This window comes from Kitasatospora sp. NPDC058243, from assembly GCF_042882025.1.
Taxonomy (GTDB): Bacteria; Actinomycetota; Actinomycetes; order Streptomycetales; family Streptomycetaceae; genus Kitasatospora.
Map to the genome: position 1 here is coordinate 48,440 of NZ_JBHVWW010000050.1, position 18,207 is coordinate 66,646.

The following is an 18,207-nucleotide window of genomic DNA, read 5'->3' on the forward strand; positions in this document are numbered from 1 at the left end:
GTGGGGGTTGTGGGGTTTGGTGGGGTTTTTTTTTCGGGGGGGGAGGAGGGGGGGGGGGGGGCTGGGGGGGGGGGGGGGGGGGAGGGGGGGGGACGGGTTGGGGGCCCGTCCCCACCACGGACGGCAGTCGGCGGGAGTCGGGTCAGTACCCGGCCGGGGCGTCCTCGATGTCCGAGATGAGCTTGGTGCTCAGGTCGCTCTGCACGGCCAGCTTGGTGTGCCCGGCGTTGGGGCCGGTGCCCCAGGTGAGGGTGACGACGGTGAACAGGTGGCCGGCTCCGGAGTCGTGGTACCGCACCTCCCAGTGGGTGGGCACGTCCTGGGCGCGGAGGACGCCGTCGGCGTGGTTGGCCTGCTCCCAGGCGGCCAGTCGCTGCTGGAAGTCCGCCGTGAGGTAGTGGGCGCGCAGGCCGTCCGACAGGTTGTCGGTGCCGTCGGAGACGGCGTCGATGTAGGCGCCGTAGAAGTCGGCGACCCGGTCGACCGCGGAGTCCGGGCTCCCGTCGCGGACCGGGTCCCCCGGCGCCACCCGCTGCCCGCCCGCCTGCTCGGTACTGGTGGTGGAGGCGGGGTGCTGCGGGCCGGCCGCCGTGGCCTGCGGCGCGGCCGCCACCAGGATCAGCCCGACCGTGGCGGCCGCCGCCAGCAGCCCGCGTCGAACACTCAGCTTCATCGTCAGTCTCCCTCGTCATGCCAATGGGTCGAGCCCTGGGCGGGTCACTTGGCAATGCGCGGACCGTCCGGGCCGGATCACGTCAATCACCTGCTCAACGACGCCCGGCCCGGAAGGGAACGGGCCGCGTGCAATCCCTGCGCAGATTCGACCCTTCGGGCCGTCGTGGTGTGATCAGTCCGATCACCGGGGGCCCCGGCCGGGGGCGGGTCGGTGCGGGGGGCGGCGTTCGTCGTGTTGGCGGTGCGGCTGCCCGTGGTGTGCCGTTGGGGGGCCGGTGCGTGGACCCGGGCGGGGTGGTGGGCCGTGGTCGCGGAGTTCGCAGATCACCGCCCAGGCGACCGACACCACCGGCACCGCCACCACCGCGCCGAGGACACCGGCCAGCACGGCGCCGCCGATCACCGACAGCGCGATCGCCACCGGGTGGATCCGGACGGACCAGCCCATGACCAGCGGGTGCAGCAGATGGCCCTCGATCTGGCCGATGACCACGATCAGCCCGAGCACCAGCAGCGCGACCACTGGGCCGCGGGCCGCCAGGGCGACCAGCGCGGCGACGGCCAGCGCGATGGGGGAGCCGATCAGCGGGACGAGCGCCGCGACGAACTCCAACATGATCAGTGGCAGCACGAGCGGCACCCGCAGGACGACCAGCGCGATGCCGACCAGCACCGCGTTGGTCGCCGCCACGATCAGCACACCCCGGGTGTAGCCGGCGAAGGTGCGCCACGCGGCGTGCCCCGCGCGGTTCCAGGCAGATCGTGACCGGGCCGGGAGCTGGTGCTGCGCCCAGCACCACATCCGGTCGCCGGAGTGGAGGAAGAACACCGAGCAGAACACCGCGAGCGCCAGCCCGGTGAGCATTTCGACAACCCGGCTCGCCCCGCTGAGCGCGGTGCTGAGCAGCGCCGAGCGGTGTGCGGTGATGAACTCGCCGAGCTTCGCGCGCAGGTCGGTGACGGTGCCGGCCCGCAGGTGGAAGGGGGCGCCGGCGAGCAGGTGGTCGATCTGCCCGAGGCCGCCGCGCAGTTCGGTGCCCAGCCGGCCCCACTCGCCGGCGACGGTCGTCCCCACCAGGGCGAGAACGCCGCCCACGACCACGATGGCGCACACGAGGACCAGCAGGACGGCGATCGAGCGGGGCAGCGTCCGTGCCAGCAGGTCGACGAGCGGCCGCAGGACCGAGGTGATGACCAGCGCCAGGAACACGGCGATGACCGGCATCTGGAGCTGGCCGAGGACGGAGACGGCCAGGTAGGCGGCCACCCCGAGCAGGAGCAGCCGCCAGGTGTACCCGGCGGCGGTCCGCAGCCCGGCCGGCACGCGGCCTCCGGACCCGCCGGACACGACGGGGCGCGCCCGGGGCGGGACCACCCGGGTCGGGTGGCGCCGCCGGGCCGGTCTCGCGCCGTTCACTCGCACGGGCGGCCTCCCTGGCGTCTGCCGGGCTTCGTCCGGCGTCGCGCGGCTACCCGGGCCGACGGGCCGGAAACGGGCGAGGGTCCGGAAACGGTCGGCGGGCCGGAAACGATCGACGGGCAAGAAGCAGCCGGTGGGCCGGAAACGCTCGCGTTCACAGCTGCCGCGGCGGTCAGGAACAGGCCGACGTGCCCGACGGTGGAGAACGCCAGCACACGTGTAGCCACCACGGCTGCGGGCACACGCGGGGCATGGACGAGGAGCGGGTGGTGAGCCCGGCCCTGCCCGGGGCAGACCTGCCCGGGGCGGCGGTCCGTCCGGCCCGGGCCGGACGCGCGACCCGAACCGCCGCGCGGGACGGCGGTCGGGACGACAGGACTCCGCCGCGAACGGACCGGGAGCCTGCCCTGCCACGGCCGGCCGAGCAGCAACCCGGCGGCCTTCGCGTCGCGGTGCGCCGGGAGGGCCGCGCGCGGGTGGTCTCCGTCGAAGGCGAACTGGACCATGGCAGCGCGAACGGGCTGTGGACGGCGCTGTCCCGTCCGGTGGCCGGGGGCGAGGAATGGATCGTCGTCGACCTCACCGGCCTGAGGTTCTGCGACTCCACCGGGCTGAACCTGCTGCTGCGCGCACGCCTGGACGCCGAGGCGGCCGGCCTGCGGCTGGAACTCGCCGGTCCGAGGCCCGTGGTGGCGAGGCTGTTCGCGATCACGGAGGCCGATACGGTGCTGCGCATCCACCCCGACCTCGACGCCGCTCTGAAGACCGCGGACCCGCCGCAGCGCGGCTGCGACGACGTGGAGTGAGGAGAACCCGGCATGAAGAGCTCCGGGGAGGGAGCGTTGCCGAAGGACTCCGGCCAGCGGCCGAGCGGCTCCGACCGGACCAGGCGGCTCGTACTGGCCGGCAGTGAGAGCGCGGTCCAGCGGTCCCGGGACTTCAGCCGTGCGGCGTTGCTCGCCTGGCACTGGCTGCCCGCGCCGGATGCCGGGCGGCTGGCGGCGGCGGAGGACGTGCTGCTGATGGTGTCGGAGCTGGTCACCAATGCGTGCCTGTACGCGCCCGGCGGTCCCCGGGAGCTGCGGCTGGGCTGGGACGGCGAGCGGCTGCGGGTGGAGGTCTCGGACGCCAGCCCGGCCGCGCCGCGGCTGCGCCCGTTCGCGGACCCGGGCCGTCCCGGCGGCCACGGCCTGCGGGTGGTGGACCGGCTGGCGCGCGACTGGGGCTGCCTGCCCGAGGGCGAGGGGAAGCTGGTCTGGCTGGAGGTCGCGCCCCCGGTGGATCCCGGCGCCCTCCAGCTCTGACCCCCCGGGAACAGGGGGTCAGGTCTGACCGGGGTGCGGCTGGGGCGGCGGCTTCGGGTCGGGGTCCTCGCCCGGCTTCGGGGCGGGGTTCGGGTGGGGGGCGGCTCGGTGTCCGGGCCCGGGGGAGTCGGGATGGTCATCCTGACCGGCGTGGTCGGCATGCGCGTGCACCCGTAGATAAGGTAATAAACCGCCCAAAGCATGAATTGGAAGTCGTGTGTCGGGTAGAGAACGCATGACGCGGCCGTGGATCGCAGCCAGTCGCGTCCGCACCCTCGCCGGGTGCCACCGGGACCGTCGCCCGACGGAAGCCGGGCACAGGTCCTCCGGAAAGCAGCCCCGTCGCGTTCGGCGCGAGCCGCTCGCGGTGCCGGGCGTTCGCCCCGATGCCCCAGGAGAGAGCCACCGTGTCCACCATGATGGAAACCGGTCGCCCCACCGACCGGACGGCCGCCCCGCCGTCCGGCCTGCCGCCCGACGTGCCACCCCGCCCGACGGACGCGCAACTGCGCGCGATGGGCAAGTACGAGGCGCGCGAGCTCAGCGACGCGCTGTTCGAGCGCCTGGCCGCACTCGCCCGCGAAACGCACGCGTACAGCTACGTGCGCGGCACGATCATCGAACTCAACATGCCGCTGGTGCGCTTCATCGCCGCCCGCTTCCGGCACCGCGCCGAGGACATGGATGACATCCTCCAGGTCGGCACGATCGGCCTGATCAAGGCCGTCGACGGCTACGACCCGCAGCGCGGCGTCGAGTTCGTCACCTACGCCATCCCCACCATCGCCGGCGAGATCAAACGCTTCTTCCGCGACACCTCCTGGCCGGTCCGGGTCCCGCGCGGCATGCAGGAGCTGTACCTGACCGTGGCCCGCGGATCCGACCGGCTGGAGCAGGAACTCGGCCGCCTCCCGCACCCCGACGAGATCGCCGAGGACCTCCACATCACCGTCGAGGAGGCCACCGAGGGCCTGGTCGCCGGCCGCGTCTACCGGCCCGACTCGCTGGACGCGCCGCGCGAGCAGGACCTCGACGAGAGCGGCTGCGCCATGCTCGACCGCCTGGGGGCCTGCGACCCCGGCATCGAACTCGCGGAGTTCCGCACCGCCGTGCGCCCCCTGCTCGCCCGCCTGTCGTGCCGCGATCAGACGGTGCTCAAACTGCGCTTCTGGGACGGCTGGACCCAGTCCCAGATCGCCGAGCGCATCGGCGTCTCCCAGATGCACGTCTCCCGCCTGCTCACCGCCACCCTCACCAGCCTGCGCGAGCAGTTGGAGGACCGCGACGCCCCCGGCTGGGCGGACGAACCCGCAGGTCCGGCCGAACCCGAGGGAGCGGACGACTGTGGAGCGGACGACGAGGGAGCCGCTGAACCCGAGGCGCCGCGCTGATTTCCCTCCCTCCCGGGCGTTTCCGGCCCCCCGCAGCGGATAGCCGCGCTGCGGGGGGCCGCCCTGGGCGAAGCGTGATGAAGCGTGATGAAGGAGGAACACCGTGTCCCCGAAGGTTTCCGACCACGTCCGGGTCGAGCGGTTGCCCTTCGACGGCGCCCCCGACCCGGCGGGCGGCACCGTCACCCCCGGCGCGGACGGCGCCCCCGGCCACGGGCTGCGCCCCGCACCCGCCCGAGCGGATGCGTACCGTACGGCGTGAACCGCCCGACCGGCCGGTAACGGAAGGAGCCGACACCATGACCCGCCGACCACCGACCGGACGTGCCCCGGCGCCGGGTGCCCCGGGGCCGGGCGGGTTCACCGCACGGGCCCGGCCGTGGGCCGGCGGCACCGTCCTCGCGCTGGACGGCGAACTCGACCTCGACTCGGTCGGCGCCCTGCACACGGCCCTCGACGCGGCCCTGGCCGCGCCCCTCACCGTCATCGTGCTCGACTGCGCGGGCCTGGAGTTCTGCGACTCCACGGGGCTCAACGCGATGCTCCGGGCCCACGCCCGCGCGGCCGCCGAGGGCAGCCGGATCGAACTGGCCCGCCCCCGCCCGCTGGTCCTGCGGATGCTCGAACTGACCGGGGCCGTCGAGGTCTTCGTGCTGCGGGACGCGCCACCGGAGTGAACGCGCGGCCCGTCGCCCCGGGCCGCGCGGGCCCCGGGCCTCGGCCCGTCGGACCGACACCTGTCCTGCCTGTCGCCCTTCGCCCTCCGGTGGCACAGTGGGAGCAGGGCGGCGGCCCGCCGCCCCGGGGTCGGGGCGCCCGGTCGGGCACCCCGGGCGTGCGGCGGACCCGGGCGGTGGAACGGATGGACGAGCGGCCGGCACCCGGCGCCGATCCGGCCGAGCAGGCCCTGCGGCACCTGCGCGCCGGGCTGACCGCCGTGCGCGACGGGGACTTCGCCACCCGGCCCGCGCCCGAGCGGCCCGGCGTGCTCGGGGAGATCGCGACGATCTTCAACACCATGGTCGACCAGCCGTCCGCGTTCGCCGGCGAGGTGACCAGGATCGCCCGCGAGGTCGGCAGCGAGGGCCGGCTCGGTGGCCAGGCCCGGGTCGAGGGCGTCTCCGGCACCTGGAAGCGCCTGCTGCACGCCCCCGACGGCCGCGCCGGGCTCGACCTGCGGCGTACCCGCCCCGAGACCGACCTCATGCTGATGGACGTGATGATGCCCGGCCTCGACGGCTACACCGCGATCGCCGCCATCCGCGCCGACGAGCGCTTCGCCCGCCTGCCGGTCATCGCCGTCACCGCCAAGGCCATGCCGGGGGACCAGGACAAGAGCCTCGCCGCTGGCGCCGACAACCACGTCACCGAACCCGTCGACACCCGACACCTGCTCGGCCGGATGCGGCACTGGCTGGACACGCCATGACCGCCGGGCACGAGCCCTCGGACACCACGGCCCGGGCCCTCGCCGAAACCGTGCGCCGGCTCCAGAGCACCGCCGCCCGGGTGCAAGCCGACGCCCGCGCCCGCGCCGTCGTCGACCTGGCCACCGGGATCCTGGCCGAACGCCTCGGCCTGCTCCCCGCCGAAGCCGCCGCCCGACTCGCCAGGCTCGCCCGGGAGGCCGCCGTGCCCGTGGCGGCCCTGGCCGCCGACATCGCCGGGATGTCCGGCCAGCCACCTGGCCAGCCACCCGGCCAGGCACCCGGGCTGCTCGCGGGCACAGCCGAACCCGTGACGCCCGCGCTGGCCGCCATCGCTGATCTGCAAGGCGTCGCCGAAGCCGTCCTGGAGCAGACGGCAGATGCGCTCGGCGCGCACGCCGTCGCGCTGTGGCTGCGGCTGCCGGGCGGTGTGCTCGCCCTCGCCGCGCACGCCGGGCTGTCCGCTGCCGAGGCCGACGCCTGGAGCCGGGTGCCACCCGGCGTCCCCACCCCGGCCCAGCGCGTCGTGGTCGGCGGCGCGGAGCTGTGGCCCGGCGATCCGGAGGCCGCAGGCCCGTCGGTGGGGGCCGGCTCGGCCCGGGCCGTCCTCCCGCTGATCGACGCAGGCCGCCGCCGGGGCGCGCTGGAGGTCCTGTGGCCCGCACCCGCACCCGCACCCGGCCCCGGCCCCGCCCCCGCCCCCGCCCCCGTGCTCGGCGGGCCCCAACGCCGTCGGCTCCACGCCCTCGCCGACCTCTGCGCGACCCTCCTGGCCGACGCCGACGCCGACGCCGCCCCCACCCCCGTCCCCGTCCCGCCCGGCGACGACACCGCCCTCCTGGAGGGCCTGCCCACCCCGGCCCTGCTGCTGGAGCCGGTCGTCCGCCGAGGAGAGGTCGCCGACTTCACGCTCCTGCGGACCAACGCGCACTTCCGCGATCCACTGGGCCGCCCCCGGGACACGCTGGAGGGCACCTCGCTCCTGGAGGTCTACCCGGCCGCGTGCGCCGGCGGCCTCTTCGAACGGCTGATCCGGGTGCACGAGACCGGGGTCCCGTTGCCCGGCGAGCGGGTCCGGCTGGTCTTCCAGCAGGGCGGACTCGCGCTTCCCGCCACCGTCCTGCTCGCGGCGGCCCCCGTCGGCGGCCGCGTGCTGGTCGGCTGGCAGACGGAGACCGCGCGGGCCGGTGAGGCCGAGCAGAGCGCCCTGCTGCGCCAGGCCCAGCGGTTGGCCCGGGTGGCCGGGTTCGAGGAGTGCCCGGCCGACGGCCGGATCCGCTGGAGCGACGGCCTGCACGAGATCTACGGGCTGCCGCCCGACACCGACCCGGTCCCGCTGGCCCAGCTCGCCCGGCACGCCCACCCCGACGACGAGCCCGCGATCCGGCGCCTGCTGGACACCGTCCAGCGCCGGCACCGGACCGCCTCCGCCGTCGTCCGCCTGGCCCACCAGGACGGCACCCACCGGTACACCCGGGTGATCGCCGAGCCCCTCCTCGACGACCACGGCCGGCTCACCGGGGTGCGCGGCGCCTTCCACGACGTGTCCGCCCAGCACCGTACGGAGGTCGCACTCGGCGCCACCCGGGCACGCCTGGCCGACAGCGAGCAGGAGACCGCCGACAGCGAGCGACTGGCGCTGCGGCTCCAGCAGGCCCTCCTGCCCGCCGCTCCGCCCCCGCTCGGCCCGGCCGGCCTGCGCGCCGCCGTCCGCTACCGCCCCGCCGCCCAGCACGACCGGGTCGGCGGCGACTGGTACGACGTGCTGCTGCTGCCCGACAAGCGGGTGCTGCTCACCGTCGGGGACGTCGCCGGGCACGGCGTCGGCGCGGCCACCGGCATGGTCGCCCTGCGGCACGCGCTGCGCGGCCTCGCCGTCACCGGGGCCGGCCCGGCCCGGATGCTGGAGTGGGCCAACACCGTCGCCCTGCGCGAACCCGGCCAGATCACCGCGACGGCCGTCTGCGTGCTCATCGACCCGGCCGTCGGCGAACTGCGCTGGGCGCGGGCCGGGCACCTGCCCCCGATCCTGGTCGGAGCGGACGGCGCCCAGGTGCTGCCGCTGCCGCACGGCGTGCTCCTCGGCGCCCTGGACGACGCCCGGTACGAGGAGCACACCGCCCACCTGCCGCCGGGCGACGTCCTGGTCCTCTACACCGACGGCCTGGTCGAACGCCGGGACCGCCCGGTCGAGGAGTCCGTCGACCAGCTGATCCGCGCCGCCGGAGCCCCCGGCCCCGACCTGGAGCGCTACCTCGACCGGCTGCTGGAGCTCAGCCCCGCCGACACCGACGACGACACCTGCCTGATCGCCGTCCAGAGCCGGTAGCCCCCTGCCGCGTGAACCCCGGTCCCCTCGCCCTGAGCAGGCCCGCGAAGCGCGGCGTTAGGCACGGGCCCGCCCGGGTAGGCGCGGCCCTGCGGGGGCGACCGGAACCGGACGACGGAGAGGACTCCCCATGTTGCTGCTAGGACTCCTGCTGATGGCGGCGGCCGGTGCCTTCGCCGGACTGCTGATCGCGGACAACCTCTCCGGCGGGCCCGACTACCAGGCGACGGTGCTGGGCATCCGCCTGCCGGCGCTCGACAGCCTGGGCATCTTCCTCGCCGGGCTGGCCCTCGCCCTGCTCTTCTGCCTGGGCCTGGCCCTGATGGTCCTGACGGTCCGGCGGTCCCGGCGAACCCGACGCCCCGTCCGGCCGGCCGCGCACCGGGCGGCCCACCAGCGGTCCCAGCCGGTGGTGCGGCCGGACCCGCCCGAGCGACCCCTCCCGCCCGACGGGGGCGAGCAGCCCGCGCCGCCCGAGGAACGCCCCGCCCAGTAGGGCGGCCAGGACGTCGGCCTACCGGTCGAGCCCCCGCGCGGCGGCCGGATCCGCCACCTGTTCGGCCACTGAGGCGGCGACGCCCCCGGAGCCGATCCCACGACGACCACGGGCCCCTCACCGGGCCGGGGAAGGACGCGACCGCATGACCGGACCACGGCCTTCCGCCGGACGCCCGCTCCCCACGAGGCCGTGGGCGCAGCGGCTGCCGCTCCGGGCCCACCCCGGGGCGGCCGCCGACGCCCGGGCCTTCACCGCCGAGTTCCTGGCCGACGTCGGCGACCCGCTGCTGGTCGCCGACGCCGTCCTGCTGGTCTCCGAACTCGTCGGCAACGCCCTGCGCCACGCCGGCGAGCCCGGGACGCTGCTCCTGATCCGCGCCACCGGCCGGCTGCGGATCGAGGTCAGCGACGCCAGCCCGCGCCCGCCGCTGCCCCGGCCCCCGCACCCCCCGGACGAATCGGGAGGCCTCGGCCTGTTCCTGCTGAGCCGGCTCACCCTGCGCTGGGGCTGGCACCCGTCGGGGACGGGCAAGACGGTGTGGTGCGACCTGCGGCTGGCCGCGAGCTGATGGTCTGTCGGCGGCCTGCCGGGCGGGTGTTCCGCGTCCGGGAGGAGCGGTGTCCGCGCGCGGCCACCCGGCGCCACCGGGTGCCGGTCGCGACGCCGGAGCGCCGGACGCGCCACGCGCGGTGGCATCCTGACGGGGCAGGTCCGTCCGTGGGCGTCGAGCACAGCGAGGATCCAGTGGCCGTGAACCGACCGTCCCCGTCCCCGTCCCCGCCGTCGCCGTCGCCGCGCGGCGTCCTGGGTTGAGCGGCGTGCGCCGCCGCAGCCGGTTGACGGAGATCGCCCGCAGCTGGTGGCAGGTCCTGCGGGCGGCCGTCGTCGGCGTGTGGGAACACGGCCGCACCATCGAACTGCTCCAGCGCTCGATGGCCTTCGCGGCGCTCTTCTTCGTGACCCTCGTGCCGCTGCTGATCGTCATCGCGGCCGCCTTCCCCTCGCGCGGCAGCGGGATCTCCGAGTGGATCACCGACGGCCTCGGCCTGAGCGGGGCGGGCGCCGACGCCGTCCACCGGCTCTTCGCCTCCCGGGGCCAGGTGCTCAGCACGACCACGGGCTTCGGCCTGGCCGCGCTGGCGGTCTTCGGGGTCTCGTTGATGGCGTCCGTCCAGGGCGTCTACGAGCGCGTGTGGGAGCTCGACCGCGGCCCGTGGCACGCGGTCTGGCGCCAGACCCTGGGCCTGGCCGGGCTGATCGGGTACATCGTGCTGGCCGCCTCCAGCGGCATGCCCTGGCACCACTCGGCCGTCCAGCCCTCCTTCCGCATCGCCGTCACGACCGTCGGCGGCCTCTTGCTGTTCTGGTGGCTCCAGCACCTGCTGCTCGCCGGACGCGTCCCGCCGAGGCAGCTGCTGCCCGGAGCCGTCGCGACCATGGTGGCGCTGGCGGGTCTGCGGCTCTTCTCCCGGCTGGTCTTCGCGCCGCTGCTGGTGTCCAACGCGGTCTCCTACGGGACGGTCGGGACGGTACTGATCGTCCAGTCCTGGCTGATCGGCGTCGGCTACACCGTCTACGGCGGCGCGCTGGCCGGGCGCGCCGTGGTCCAGGCCCGCCGCACGCCGTAGCGCCGGCGCCAAGCCGGGTGGCCGGTGCTACGGCGTGCGGGTGGGTTAGGGCGCGGCGCAGCGGGCAGGCGCGCGGGCGGCCGGGAAAGGCTCGGCCACCGCACACGTGAGGAGGCCCCAGATGAGCATGGTGAAGGAGACGGTCGACGTCGACGTGCCGCTGCACGCCGCGTACAACCAGTGGACCCAGTTCGAGGAGTTCCCGCGCTTCATGGAGGGCGTCGACGCGGTGACCCAGCTGGACGAGCGCCACAACCACTGGCGGACCAGTATCGGCGGCGTCACCCGCGAGTTCGACACCGAGATCATCGACCAGCTGCCCGACGAGCGGATCGCCTGGCGCACGACGGACGGCGACGTGCGGCAGAAGGGCGTCGTCACCTTCCAGGAACTGGACGACCGGCACACCCGGATCAACCTGGCCATCAACTTCCAGCCGGAGGGGATGGCCGAGAAGACCGGCGACATGCTGGGCATGGTCGACCGCAGGGTCAAGGGGGACCTCCGGCGCTTCAAGGACTTCATCGAGGACCAGGGCCGGGAGGAGGGTGGCTGGCGCGGCCGGATCACCCCCGGCTGAGCCCCGTCACCGTCCACGTCCCCTGACCGCACCCCCCTGACCGCACCCCCTGGCGGCGGCCCCGGCTCGAACGGTCGGGGCCGCCGTGTGCCCGTGCCCCGCCGGCGGGCACGGGCACGGACGTGGCGCCGCTGTGGGGTCAGCGCTCCGGGAAGCGGTGCCGCTCGACCAGCCGGGCGAAGCCGTCCCACAGGGCCGGATCCGCCGGCTCCTGCGGGTCGTGGAGCGCGACGCCGGCCAGGCTCCCGGGCGCGTCGTAACCGCCCGCCCGGGCCAGGTCGACGCCGGAGCCGAGCAGCGCCGCCGGCTTGCCGTGGCGCAGCGCCTCCGCGAGGAAGCGGACGGCGTCCGGATCGGCGGCCAGCGCGGGCCCGGCGCCGTCCGGAACCACCACCGCGTCGTACAGCACCGAGGCGGTGGTGGGCAGCGGGCGGTCCACCAGCAGAGGGCCACCGCCACGGGCGGCCACGTGACCGCCGTGCGCGGCCAGCGTCTCCACGACGGCGCCCTGCGCGCCCAGCCGCTCGTGCGCGGCCCGCACCTGGCCGCCGTCGACCCCGGGGGCGGCCAGCACGGCGACCTTGCGGGTACGGATGCCGCTGCCGCGCAGGTTCTCCAGGCTGAGCGCCGGGGAGACCCGGGCGCCCGCCGACTCGTCGCCCTTCGCTGCCGCCCGGTCTCCGGGTGACGGTTGTGGCTCGGGCACGCCGATGCGCCGGGCGACCTCCGCCGCCAGGTCGGGGTCCACGCGCACCAGGTTGCCGACCATCCGGCGCCGCACCTCCTGGTCGCCCACCTTGCCGAGCTCGAACGCGAACGCGGCGGTGATGTGCCGCTGCTCCCAGCCCGCCATGCTGCGCCAGAACAGCGCGGCCTGGCTGTAGTGGTCGGCGAAGCTGGGGCTGCGCCGCCGGATCGCCCTGCCGTTGACCCGTTGCTGGTAGTGCTGGAACACCCCCTCCGGCAGGTGGCCGCCGCCCATGGTGAACGGGCAGCCGCCGCCCACCGAGTTCGGTGCGTAACTCGTCCCCGAGTGGACGACCTGCTGGCCGTAGCCGTCGCGGTGGTTGGTCCGCACCTCGGCCAGCGGGCGGTTGACGGGCAGCTGGCCGAAGTTGGGGCCGCCCAGGCGGATCAGCTGGGTGTCCAGGTAGGAGAAGTTGCGGCCCTGGAGCAGCGGGTCGTTGGTGAAGTCGATCCCGGGCACCACGTTGGCGGTGTGGAAGGCCACCTGCTCGGTCTCGGCGAAGAAGTTCTGCGGGTTGCGGTCGAGGACCATCCGCCCCACCGGACGCACCGGCACCAGTTCCTCCGGGATCAGCTTCGTCGGGTCCAGCAGGTCGAAGGGGAAGGCGAACTCGTCCTTCGCCGTGACCAGTTGGACACCGAGCTCCCATTCGGGGAAGTCCCCCGCCGCGATCGCCTCCCACAGGTCCCGGCGGTGGAAGTCCGGATCCCGCCCGGCGGTGACCTGGGCCTCGTCCCACACCTGGGAGCAGACGCCGAGCCGCGGCCGCCAGTGGAACTTGACGAACGTGCCGCGCCCGTCCCGGTTCACCAGGCGGAAGGTGTGCACACCGAAGCCCTGCATCATCCGGTAGCTGCGCGGGATCGCCCGGTCGGACATCACCCACATCAGCATGTGGGTGGACTCGGGCTGGAGCGAGCAGAAGTCCCAGAAGGTGTCGTGCGCGGAGGCGCCGGTGGGGATCTCGTTCTGCGGTTCGGGCTTCACCGCGTGGACGAAGTCCGGGAACTTGACGGCGTCCTGGATGAAGAACACCGGCATGTTGTTGCCCACCAGGTCGTAATTCCCGTGCCGGGTGTAGAACTTGGTGGCGAAGCCGCGGACGTCCCGTACGGTGTCGGCGGAGCCGCGCGGTCCCTGCACGGTCGAGAAACGTACGAACACCGGGGTGCGGCGCCCGGCCTCCTGGAGGAAGTCGGCGCAGGTGAACCCGGCGAGCGACTCGTACGGTTCGAAGAAGCCGTAGGCGCCGGCACCGCGGGCGTGCACCACGCGTTCGGGGATGCGCTCGTGGTCGAAGTGGGTGAGCTTCTCGCGGAGGTGGAAGTCCTCCAGCAGGGTGGGGCCGCGGTCGCCGATGACGAGCGAGTTGTCGGTGTCGTCGACGCGCACACCCTGGTCGGTGGTGAGCGGGCCGTCCGGGTCCGGGGCGCGGAAGGCGTCGAGTGCGGCGTCCTTGGCGTCGGTGGTGTCCTTGGCGTCGGGTCCGGGGTCGGCGGGCGGCTCGGGCTGGGGGGTTTCGGGGTTGATGGGCATGTCGCGGTCTCCGTCCTGGGAACGGCGCGGGGCGGCCGGGCCGTCGGCCCCGGCTCGTGTCGGCGGGGCGGCTGCCCGATGGGCGGCCCGGCAAACCGCGCGCGAGCGGCCGTCGGCGCCGAAGCAGGAGGTCAGCGGTGTTCGGCAGAGGCGCGCGATGTTTGAGCGCGGTGTTTGAGTGCGGTGTTTGAGTGCGGTGTTTGGCACAGGGGCAGCGGGGGACACGCCGGAGTCGGGAGGGGAAGCCTCTGAGTGAGGAGACGGGCAATGTCGAACGATGCCATCGTCCTGTTGCGGGAGGACCACCGGGAGGACCACCGGGAGGACCACAAGGGGGGAGATCGGCGAGCGGATGCAGGCCGTGCGCGAGACCGCGCCGCGACCACGAAAAGCGGGAAGGAGCACGCGAATTCCTCTCATGTCTCAGCCAACGCGACCGCCCTATCCTGAGGGCGTGGAAGAACAGCCGGCCATCGGGCGCCAGTGGACGTTCCTGACCAATCACGCGCGCGTCCTGGTGCAGATCGCCCGGGACCCGGGCATCAGGGTGCGTGACATCGCGACCAGCTGCCTGCTGACCGAGCGAGCGGTCCAGCGGATCATCGTCGACCTCGAAGCGGCGGGCTATCTCAGCCACCACCGGGTCGGGCGCTCGAACGTCTACCGCGTCATCGACGGCAAGCAGCTGCGCCACCCCGCCGACAGCGGCCCGACGCTGGCGGAGCTACTGGCCGTCCTGCTGCGCTGACCACGCCGCCGATGGCACGCCGATGACAGGCCGATGACACCCCGATGGCACGCATGGCCGAACCCGATTGCACGCATTGCCATTGACGAATTTCCGTTCACGTATTGGTTGACGTGAGAAGGGATTCGGCAGACGCTGGAGATGTCGTCCCATGGCTCACAGGCAGGAGAAGAGACCATGCGCGGTAAGCCGCCCGTGGCGCGTCCCGCTGCCCCGACCCCGACTCCTCCATCCCCCGCGCCGCCCCCGGCCGACGGGAGCCTGCCCGCGGACCTGCACGTCGCCAAGGGCCTGCTGGTCCGGCTCGCCGTCGAAGGGGACCGGGTCCGTGCGACGGTCCGCGGCGAGATCGACCTCGACGTCGTCGGCGGCCTGGACGAGACCCTCGGACGCGCGCTGCGGGCCAGCGGCACCGGGCTCGACGTCGACCTGTCCGCCGTCCCCTTCTGCGACAGCTCCGGCCTCAACCTCCTGCTGGGCCTGCGCAGCACCGCGCACCGCACCGACCGCACCCTCGCGATCACCGCGGCCAGCACCCAGGTCGAGCGCCTGCTCGCGATCACCGAGACGACCGGCCTCTTCACCCCCGCCGCCACCGAACGCCCCGCCGACCCCCCGCACACCGAGAACGCAGACCCATAGCCACACGCCGACTCCCCCCTCCCCCCTGGCGCGGGCCTGCCGGTACGGATCAGGGCGATGGGGCCGAACTCGGCGTCGAACGCGGACGGGCCGCATGCTCGGGCGGCTGCGCAGGCGAAGAGGGGAGTGACGCCGAGGGCGACGGTGAGGGCCCGCCGGCCTCGGCGACGGCTTCGAGCACCGCTCCCTCGAACGCCTCCTTCGAGGCCATGGCCCCACCGGCATGCCCGTCGAGCTGCTTGCCGTTGAGCAGCAAGGCCGGCGTCCCCCGGAATTCGTGGTCGCGGAACTCCTCCGTGACAGTGCGCACCCAAGCCTCGTGCGTTCCCTTGTTGACGCATTGCTCAAAAGCCGGTGTCCGCAGTCCGGGGACATTTTCGGCGAGCCGAAGGAGTTCCGCACGGTCGGCGAACCTGTCGTTCTTCTCCTCGGGTTGGTTGGAGAAGAGGACGGCATGGTAATGGGCGAATTTGGCCAGGTCCTGCGCGCACGCGACGGCGTTGGCCGCTCGCAGCGAACCCTTCCCGCCAAGGCCGGCGTCAATGGCCGCGAGGGGGTGGTACTCCAGGCGCAGCCGACCGGACTGCACGTACTTCTGCAGTACCTCGCCGAGGCGCGCCTCGGCCGCCTGGCAGGCGGGGCAGCGGAAGTCCTCGTATACCTCCAGGGTGGCCGGAGCCTTCTCCGCCCCCACCTCGATGGCCTTGCCTCCGGCCACGGTTCCGAGGGGCGCCAGGGCGGGCCGGTCGTCCTGGGACCGGTACGTCTGCACGACGACCCCTGTGATCACCGCAGAGGTCACGACGGCGGGCACGAGGCCGAATGCCATGAAACGGCGTCGACGTTTCGCGAGAATTTCCCGCGCCGCGCGTTCCGCGCGCCTGCGCTCATGTGCAATCAGCTTCCCATTTCGATTTGCCCGGCTCATGTTCCCCTCGTTCGCTGGTTGGTTTCTGAACGTTGAACCCGAATTGTTCGGTGCGAGTTCTGCCCACGGAGGGGACGGAATACCTATCCGCCCTTCCGCGTCTACCGGAAGAATTACTCCGGGCCGCCGTCTCGCAGTGGCCCTCAGCCGCCGGGTCGGTCCTGACCGGGAGTGACGCGCGGCGCTGAACCGGGCGGGGGTGTTCCGTCGCGTGACAACGGCCGGGGCGACTGGTCGTCAGTCGTCGGAAGCGTGTGATGACTCCCTGGCGCCGGAAGCCGCCGCCGTACGCCCGGACGCTTCGGCCGTCCTCGCCCTGCTGGGCGAGGAGGCCGCCGAGGCGGAGGAGGCCGCGTGCGCCGAGCCCGAGGCGGTGGCGGCCGGGCCCGTCGAGGCGCGCGGGTGCGACGGGGTGCTCACCGGCGGGTGGAAGCCAGGGTCCTTCAGCGCGAGGTCCTCGACCGTCTTCCACAGCTTGGTGGCAGCTCCGTCACCGTCGATTTCGACCCGGTCGCCGTTGAGCACGGCCACCGGTGCGTCCGTGTGGAACTGTTTCGCGAACGTGCCGCTCTCGCGGCTCACCCAGCCCGCGTGCGTGCCGTCGTCGACGCACCGGTCGAACGCCGCGGACCGCAGCTCGCTCACCCGGTCGGCGAGCGAGCGCAGGTCCTGCTTCGCGTCCGGATCCTGCTTGCCTTCCGCGACGAGCACCTCGCGGAAGGCGGTGAACTTTCCCGCGTCCTGGGCGCACGCCGCCGCGTTGGCGGCCTGGGCCGAGGTCTTGCGGCCGTCGGTCGTCACCGGGTGGTATTGGATGACCAGGCGATTCTCGGCGACCAGCTGGCGGAGTGTCGGGTCGAACCGCTCGGCGAACTTCCGGCAGGCGGCGCAGTCGTAGTCCTCGTAGACCACCAGCGTGGCGGGTGCCTGCTGGTAGCCGACCGGGATCGAGTCCCCGCTGGACCCGGACGGGGGTTCGGCGTGGTCGGGTCCGAACCCCGGACGGAACAGGAATCCGCCGCCGACGACCACGGCCGCCACGGTGACGGCCAGCAGGACGCGCTTGCGGGTCCGGTGCGCCGACCCGGTCCGGACGGATTGCCGCCGATCGGACGGCGCGGGGGAGTCATCTGTCGGATTCGGGGCATCCTCGTCGTCCCAGAAGGCCATGGGATTCGTTCCAATCGGTTCGACACTCGACGGCCGGATGTCGAGTGATTGCCTTGTTCCCCCCCGTTTATAGACATGAGCAGAGCGATGAGCTGCTCACCGTACCGATCGTCAATCAGCAATTATGCGAACGCAGCAACGCCACGACAGGGCGGTGGCCCGGAAACGGGTGTTCCCGGGCCACCGGTCGGGGCCGATCAGACCCCGGTCAGGCTGCGATCACTCGCTCCTCACTCCCTTCCGGTTCCGCCGAACCCTGACGACCACGACCAGCAGGGCGCCGAGGCCCGCCAGGAGCGCGCTCGTGAGGGTGAAGGGCACCACAGCGGCGCCGGTGTGCGGCAGGACCCCGCCGTTCGGGCCGGAGACGTTGCCGCCACCCGGCTGCGGGTAGCCGGCCGGCTCCGGTCCGTGGCCGACCTCCATCCCGTCGCCGTGACCGCCGTGGCCGTGGCCGTCACCCGGTTCGGGCTTGTGCTCGTTGCACTTGTCCCTGTCGCAGGGCGGGGTGCAGCGTGCGATCGCGGAGGACGGGGGAGTGGTGATCGGCGGGGTCCCGGGCGCGGCGTTCGGCGGCAGGAAGGAGGCCGTCACGGTGTTGGTCGTGTCCTCCGTGATGACGCTGGAGCAGAAGAACCTCTTCTCCTGCCCGGAGGCCAGACTGAACATCCCCGCAGCGACGACGCAGGAGGCCTCCTGCTGGTCGTTCAGTGTGATGCCGCTGATGTCGACCGTGCCGGTGTTGGTGACGGTGATCCGCCAGTACGCCTTGCACTTGTCGCGGTCACAGTCCTCCTTGCCGTCGTTCTTGTGGAGAGTCGTCTCCTTGCCCCATGGACCGGACCCGCCCTCGGCGCAGTTGCCGGGGACGTCGGACTGGCAGACCTCCTTGTTGATGGCCAGCGAGGGAACGTTCGCCGTGGCCTCGGAGGGCGGGGTGGTGATGGGCGTCCCACCGGGACCGGGGAACGTGGCCGTGACGGTGTTCGTCGTCGACTCCGTCAGGTGCGAGCTGGAGCAGAAGATCTGCTTGTTCGCTCCTGCTGCGAGGTTGAAGGTGCCGGCGGCTGTGGCGCATGCCGGGGTGACGGTATCCGTCAGGGTGATGCCGGAGATGTCGACGCCGTCGGTGTTGGTGACGGTGATCCGCCAGTACGCGGTGGCGCCGGGCGGAACGGTGGT

General features: G+C 73.7%; 18 protein-coding genes and 2 pseudogenes. 14 read left to right on the forward strand and 6 right to left on the reverse strand.

What is annotated here, in order from left to right:
• Window positions 1-142 precede the first annotated feature (142 nt).
• Both ACFVX9_RS27595 and ACFVX9_RS27600 read right to left on the reverse strand, forming a co-directional pair.
• On the reverse strand, window positions 143-673 hold the full coding sequence (locus tag ACFVX9_RS27595; RefSeq protein ID WP_380478850.1) for a hypothetical protein: 531 nt from the start codon (window positions 671-673) through the stop codon (window positions 143-145).
• 183 nt (window positions 674-856) lie between these two features.
• On the reverse strand, window positions 857-1,999 hold the full coding sequence (locus ACFVX9_RS27600; RefSeq protein WP_387984073.1) for an AI-2E family transporter: 1,143 nt from the start codon (window positions 1,997-1,999) through the stop codon (window positions 857-859).
• 347 nt (window positions 2,000-2,346) lie between these two features.
• Between ACFVX9_RS27600 and ACFVX9_RS27605 the strand changes: the two genes are divergently transcribed.
• From ACFVX9_RS27605 to ACFVX9_RS27660, 12 genes and pseudogenes are all read left to right on the forward strand, one after another.
• Window positions 2,347-2,901, forward strand: a complete 555-nt coding sequence (locus ACFVX9_RS27605; protein WP_380478846.1) for an STAS domain-containing protein — start codon at window positions 2,347-2,349, stop codon at window positions 2,899-2,901.
• 12 nt (window positions 2,902-2,913) lie between these two features.
• A complete protein-coding gene (locus ACFVX9_RS27610) occupies window positions 2,914-3,399 on the forward strand; it encodes an ATP-binding protein (RefSeq protein ID WP_380374360.1) in 486 nt (161 codons plus the stop codon).
• A 416-nt stretch (window positions 3,400-3,815) separates the two neighbouring features.
• Window positions 3,816-4,790, forward strand: coding sequence for a SigB/SigF/SigG family RNA polymerase sigma factor (locus ACFVX9_RS27615; RefSeq protein WP_387984091.1), 975 nt, complete (start codon window positions 3,816-3,818; stop codon window positions 4,788-4,790).
• A 103-nt stretch (window positions 4,791-4,893) separates the two neighbouring features.
• Complete coding sequence (locus ACFVX9_RS27620; RefSeq protein WP_380561081.1) at window positions 4,894-5,052, forward strand: hypothetical protein; 159 nt, start codon at window positions 4,894-4,896, stop codon at window positions 5,050-5,052.
• A 37-nt stretch (window positions 5,053-5,089) separates the two neighbouring features.
• Complete coding sequence (locus ACFVX9_RS27625; protein ID WP_380374367.1) at window positions 5,090-5,467, forward strand: STAS domain-containing protein; 378 nt, start codon at window positions 5,090-5,092, stop codon at window positions 5,465-5,467.
• 185 nt (window positions 5,468-5,652) lie between these two features.
• Window positions 5,653-5,958 (forward strand): annotated as a pseudogene (locus ACFVX9_RS27630) (hypothetical protein); the annotation flags it as partial.
• A gap of 36 nt (window positions 5,959-5,994) precedes the next feature.
• Window positions 5,995-6,219, forward strand: coding sequence for a response regulator (locus ACFVX9_RS27635; RefSeq protein WP_387984093.1), 225 nt, complete (start codon window positions 5,995-5,997; stop codon window positions 6,217-6,219).
• Window positions 6,216-8,546, forward strand: coding sequence for a PP2C family protein-serine/threonine phosphatase (locus ACFVX9_RS27640; RefSeq protein ID WP_387984076.1), 2,331 nt, complete (start codon window positions 6,216-6,218; stop codon window positions 8,544-8,546). Before ACFVX9_RS27635 ends, ACFVX9_RS27640 begins: the two co-directional genes overlap by 4 nt.
• A gap of 130 nt (window positions 8,547-8,676) precedes the next feature.
• Complete coding sequence (locus ACFVX9_RS27645; protein ID WP_380374374.1) at window positions 8,677-9,042, forward strand: hypothetical protein; 366 nt, start codon at window positions 8,677-8,679, stop codon at window positions 9,040-9,042.
• A gap of 145 nt (window positions 9,043-9,187) precedes the next feature.
• Window positions 9,188-9,613: an ATP-binding protein gene (locus ACFVX9_RS27650; RefSeq protein ID WP_380478838.1), complete on the forward strand. Its 426-nt coding sequence runs from the start codon at window positions 9,188-9,190 to the stop codon at window positions 9,611-9,613.
• Window positions 9,614-9,863: 250 nt separating this feature from the next.
• The gene (locus ACFVX9_RS27655) at window positions 9,864-10,673 is read left to right on the forward strand and encodes a ribonuclease BN (protein WP_387984079.1); all 810 of its coding nucleotides are present in this window, start codon (window positions 9,864-9,866) and stop codon (window positions 10,671-10,673) included.
• A 121-nt stretch (window positions 10,674-10,794) separates the two neighbouring features.
• Window positions 10,795-11,253, forward strand: a complete 459-nt coding sequence (locus ACFVX9_RS27660; RefSeq protein ID WP_063352569.1) for an SRPBCC family protein — start codon at window positions 10,795-10,797, stop codon at window positions 11,251-11,253.
• A gap of 139 nt (window positions 11,254-11,392) precedes the next feature.
• On the opposite strand, the gene ACFVX9_RS27665 is transcribed toward ACFVX9_RS27660, so the two are convergent.
• Window positions 11,393-13,537, reverse strand: coding sequence for a catalase (locus ACFVX9_RS27665; RefSeq protein ID WP_387984081.1), 2,145 nt, complete (start codon window positions 13,535-13,537; stop codon window positions 11,393-11,395).
• Between the two features lie 418 nt (window positions 13,538-13,955).
• Here ACFVX9_RS27665 and ACFVX9_RS27670 point away from each other — a divergent pair, with 418 nt between their 5' ends.
• Together ACFVX9_RS27670 and ACFVX9_RS27675 are read left to right on the forward strand one after the other, a co-directional pair.
• Window positions 13,956-14,285, forward strand: a complete 330-nt coding sequence (locus tag ACFVX9_RS27670; protein ID WP_387984083.1) for a helix-turn-helix transcriptional regulator — start codon at window positions 13,956-13,958, stop codon at window positions 14,283-14,285.
• A gap of 177 nt (window positions 14,286-14,462) precedes the next feature.
• On the forward strand, window positions 14,463-14,927 hold the full coding sequence (locus ACFVX9_RS27675) for an STAS domain-containing protein (RefSeq protein ID WP_387984085.1): 465 nt from the start codon (window positions 14,463-14,465) through the stop codon (window positions 14,925-14,927).
• Between the two features lie 49 nt (window positions 14,928-14,976).
• Here ACFVX9_RS27675 and ACFVX9_RS27680 read toward each other — a convergent pair whose 3' ends face one another.
• The 3 genes and pseudogenes from ACFVX9_RS27680 to ACFVX9_RS27690 all read right to left on the reverse strand — a co-directional run.
• Window positions 14,977-15,855, reverse strand: a complete 879-nt coding sequence (locus ACFVX9_RS27680; protein WP_387984087.1) for a DsbA family protein — start codon at window positions 15,853-15,855, stop codon at window positions 14,977-14,979.
• A 237-nt stretch (window positions 15,856-16,092) separates the two neighbouring features.
• Entirely contained in the window at window positions 16,093-17,025 is a 933-nt protein-coding gene (locus ACFVX9_RS27685; protein ID WP_380374391.1) for a DsbA family protein, read from the reverse strand.
• Window positions 17,026-17,244: 219 nt separating this feature from the next.
• Window positions 17,245-18,207, reverse strand: a pseudogene (locus tag ACFVX9_RS27690) (hypothetical protein); the annotation flags it as partial.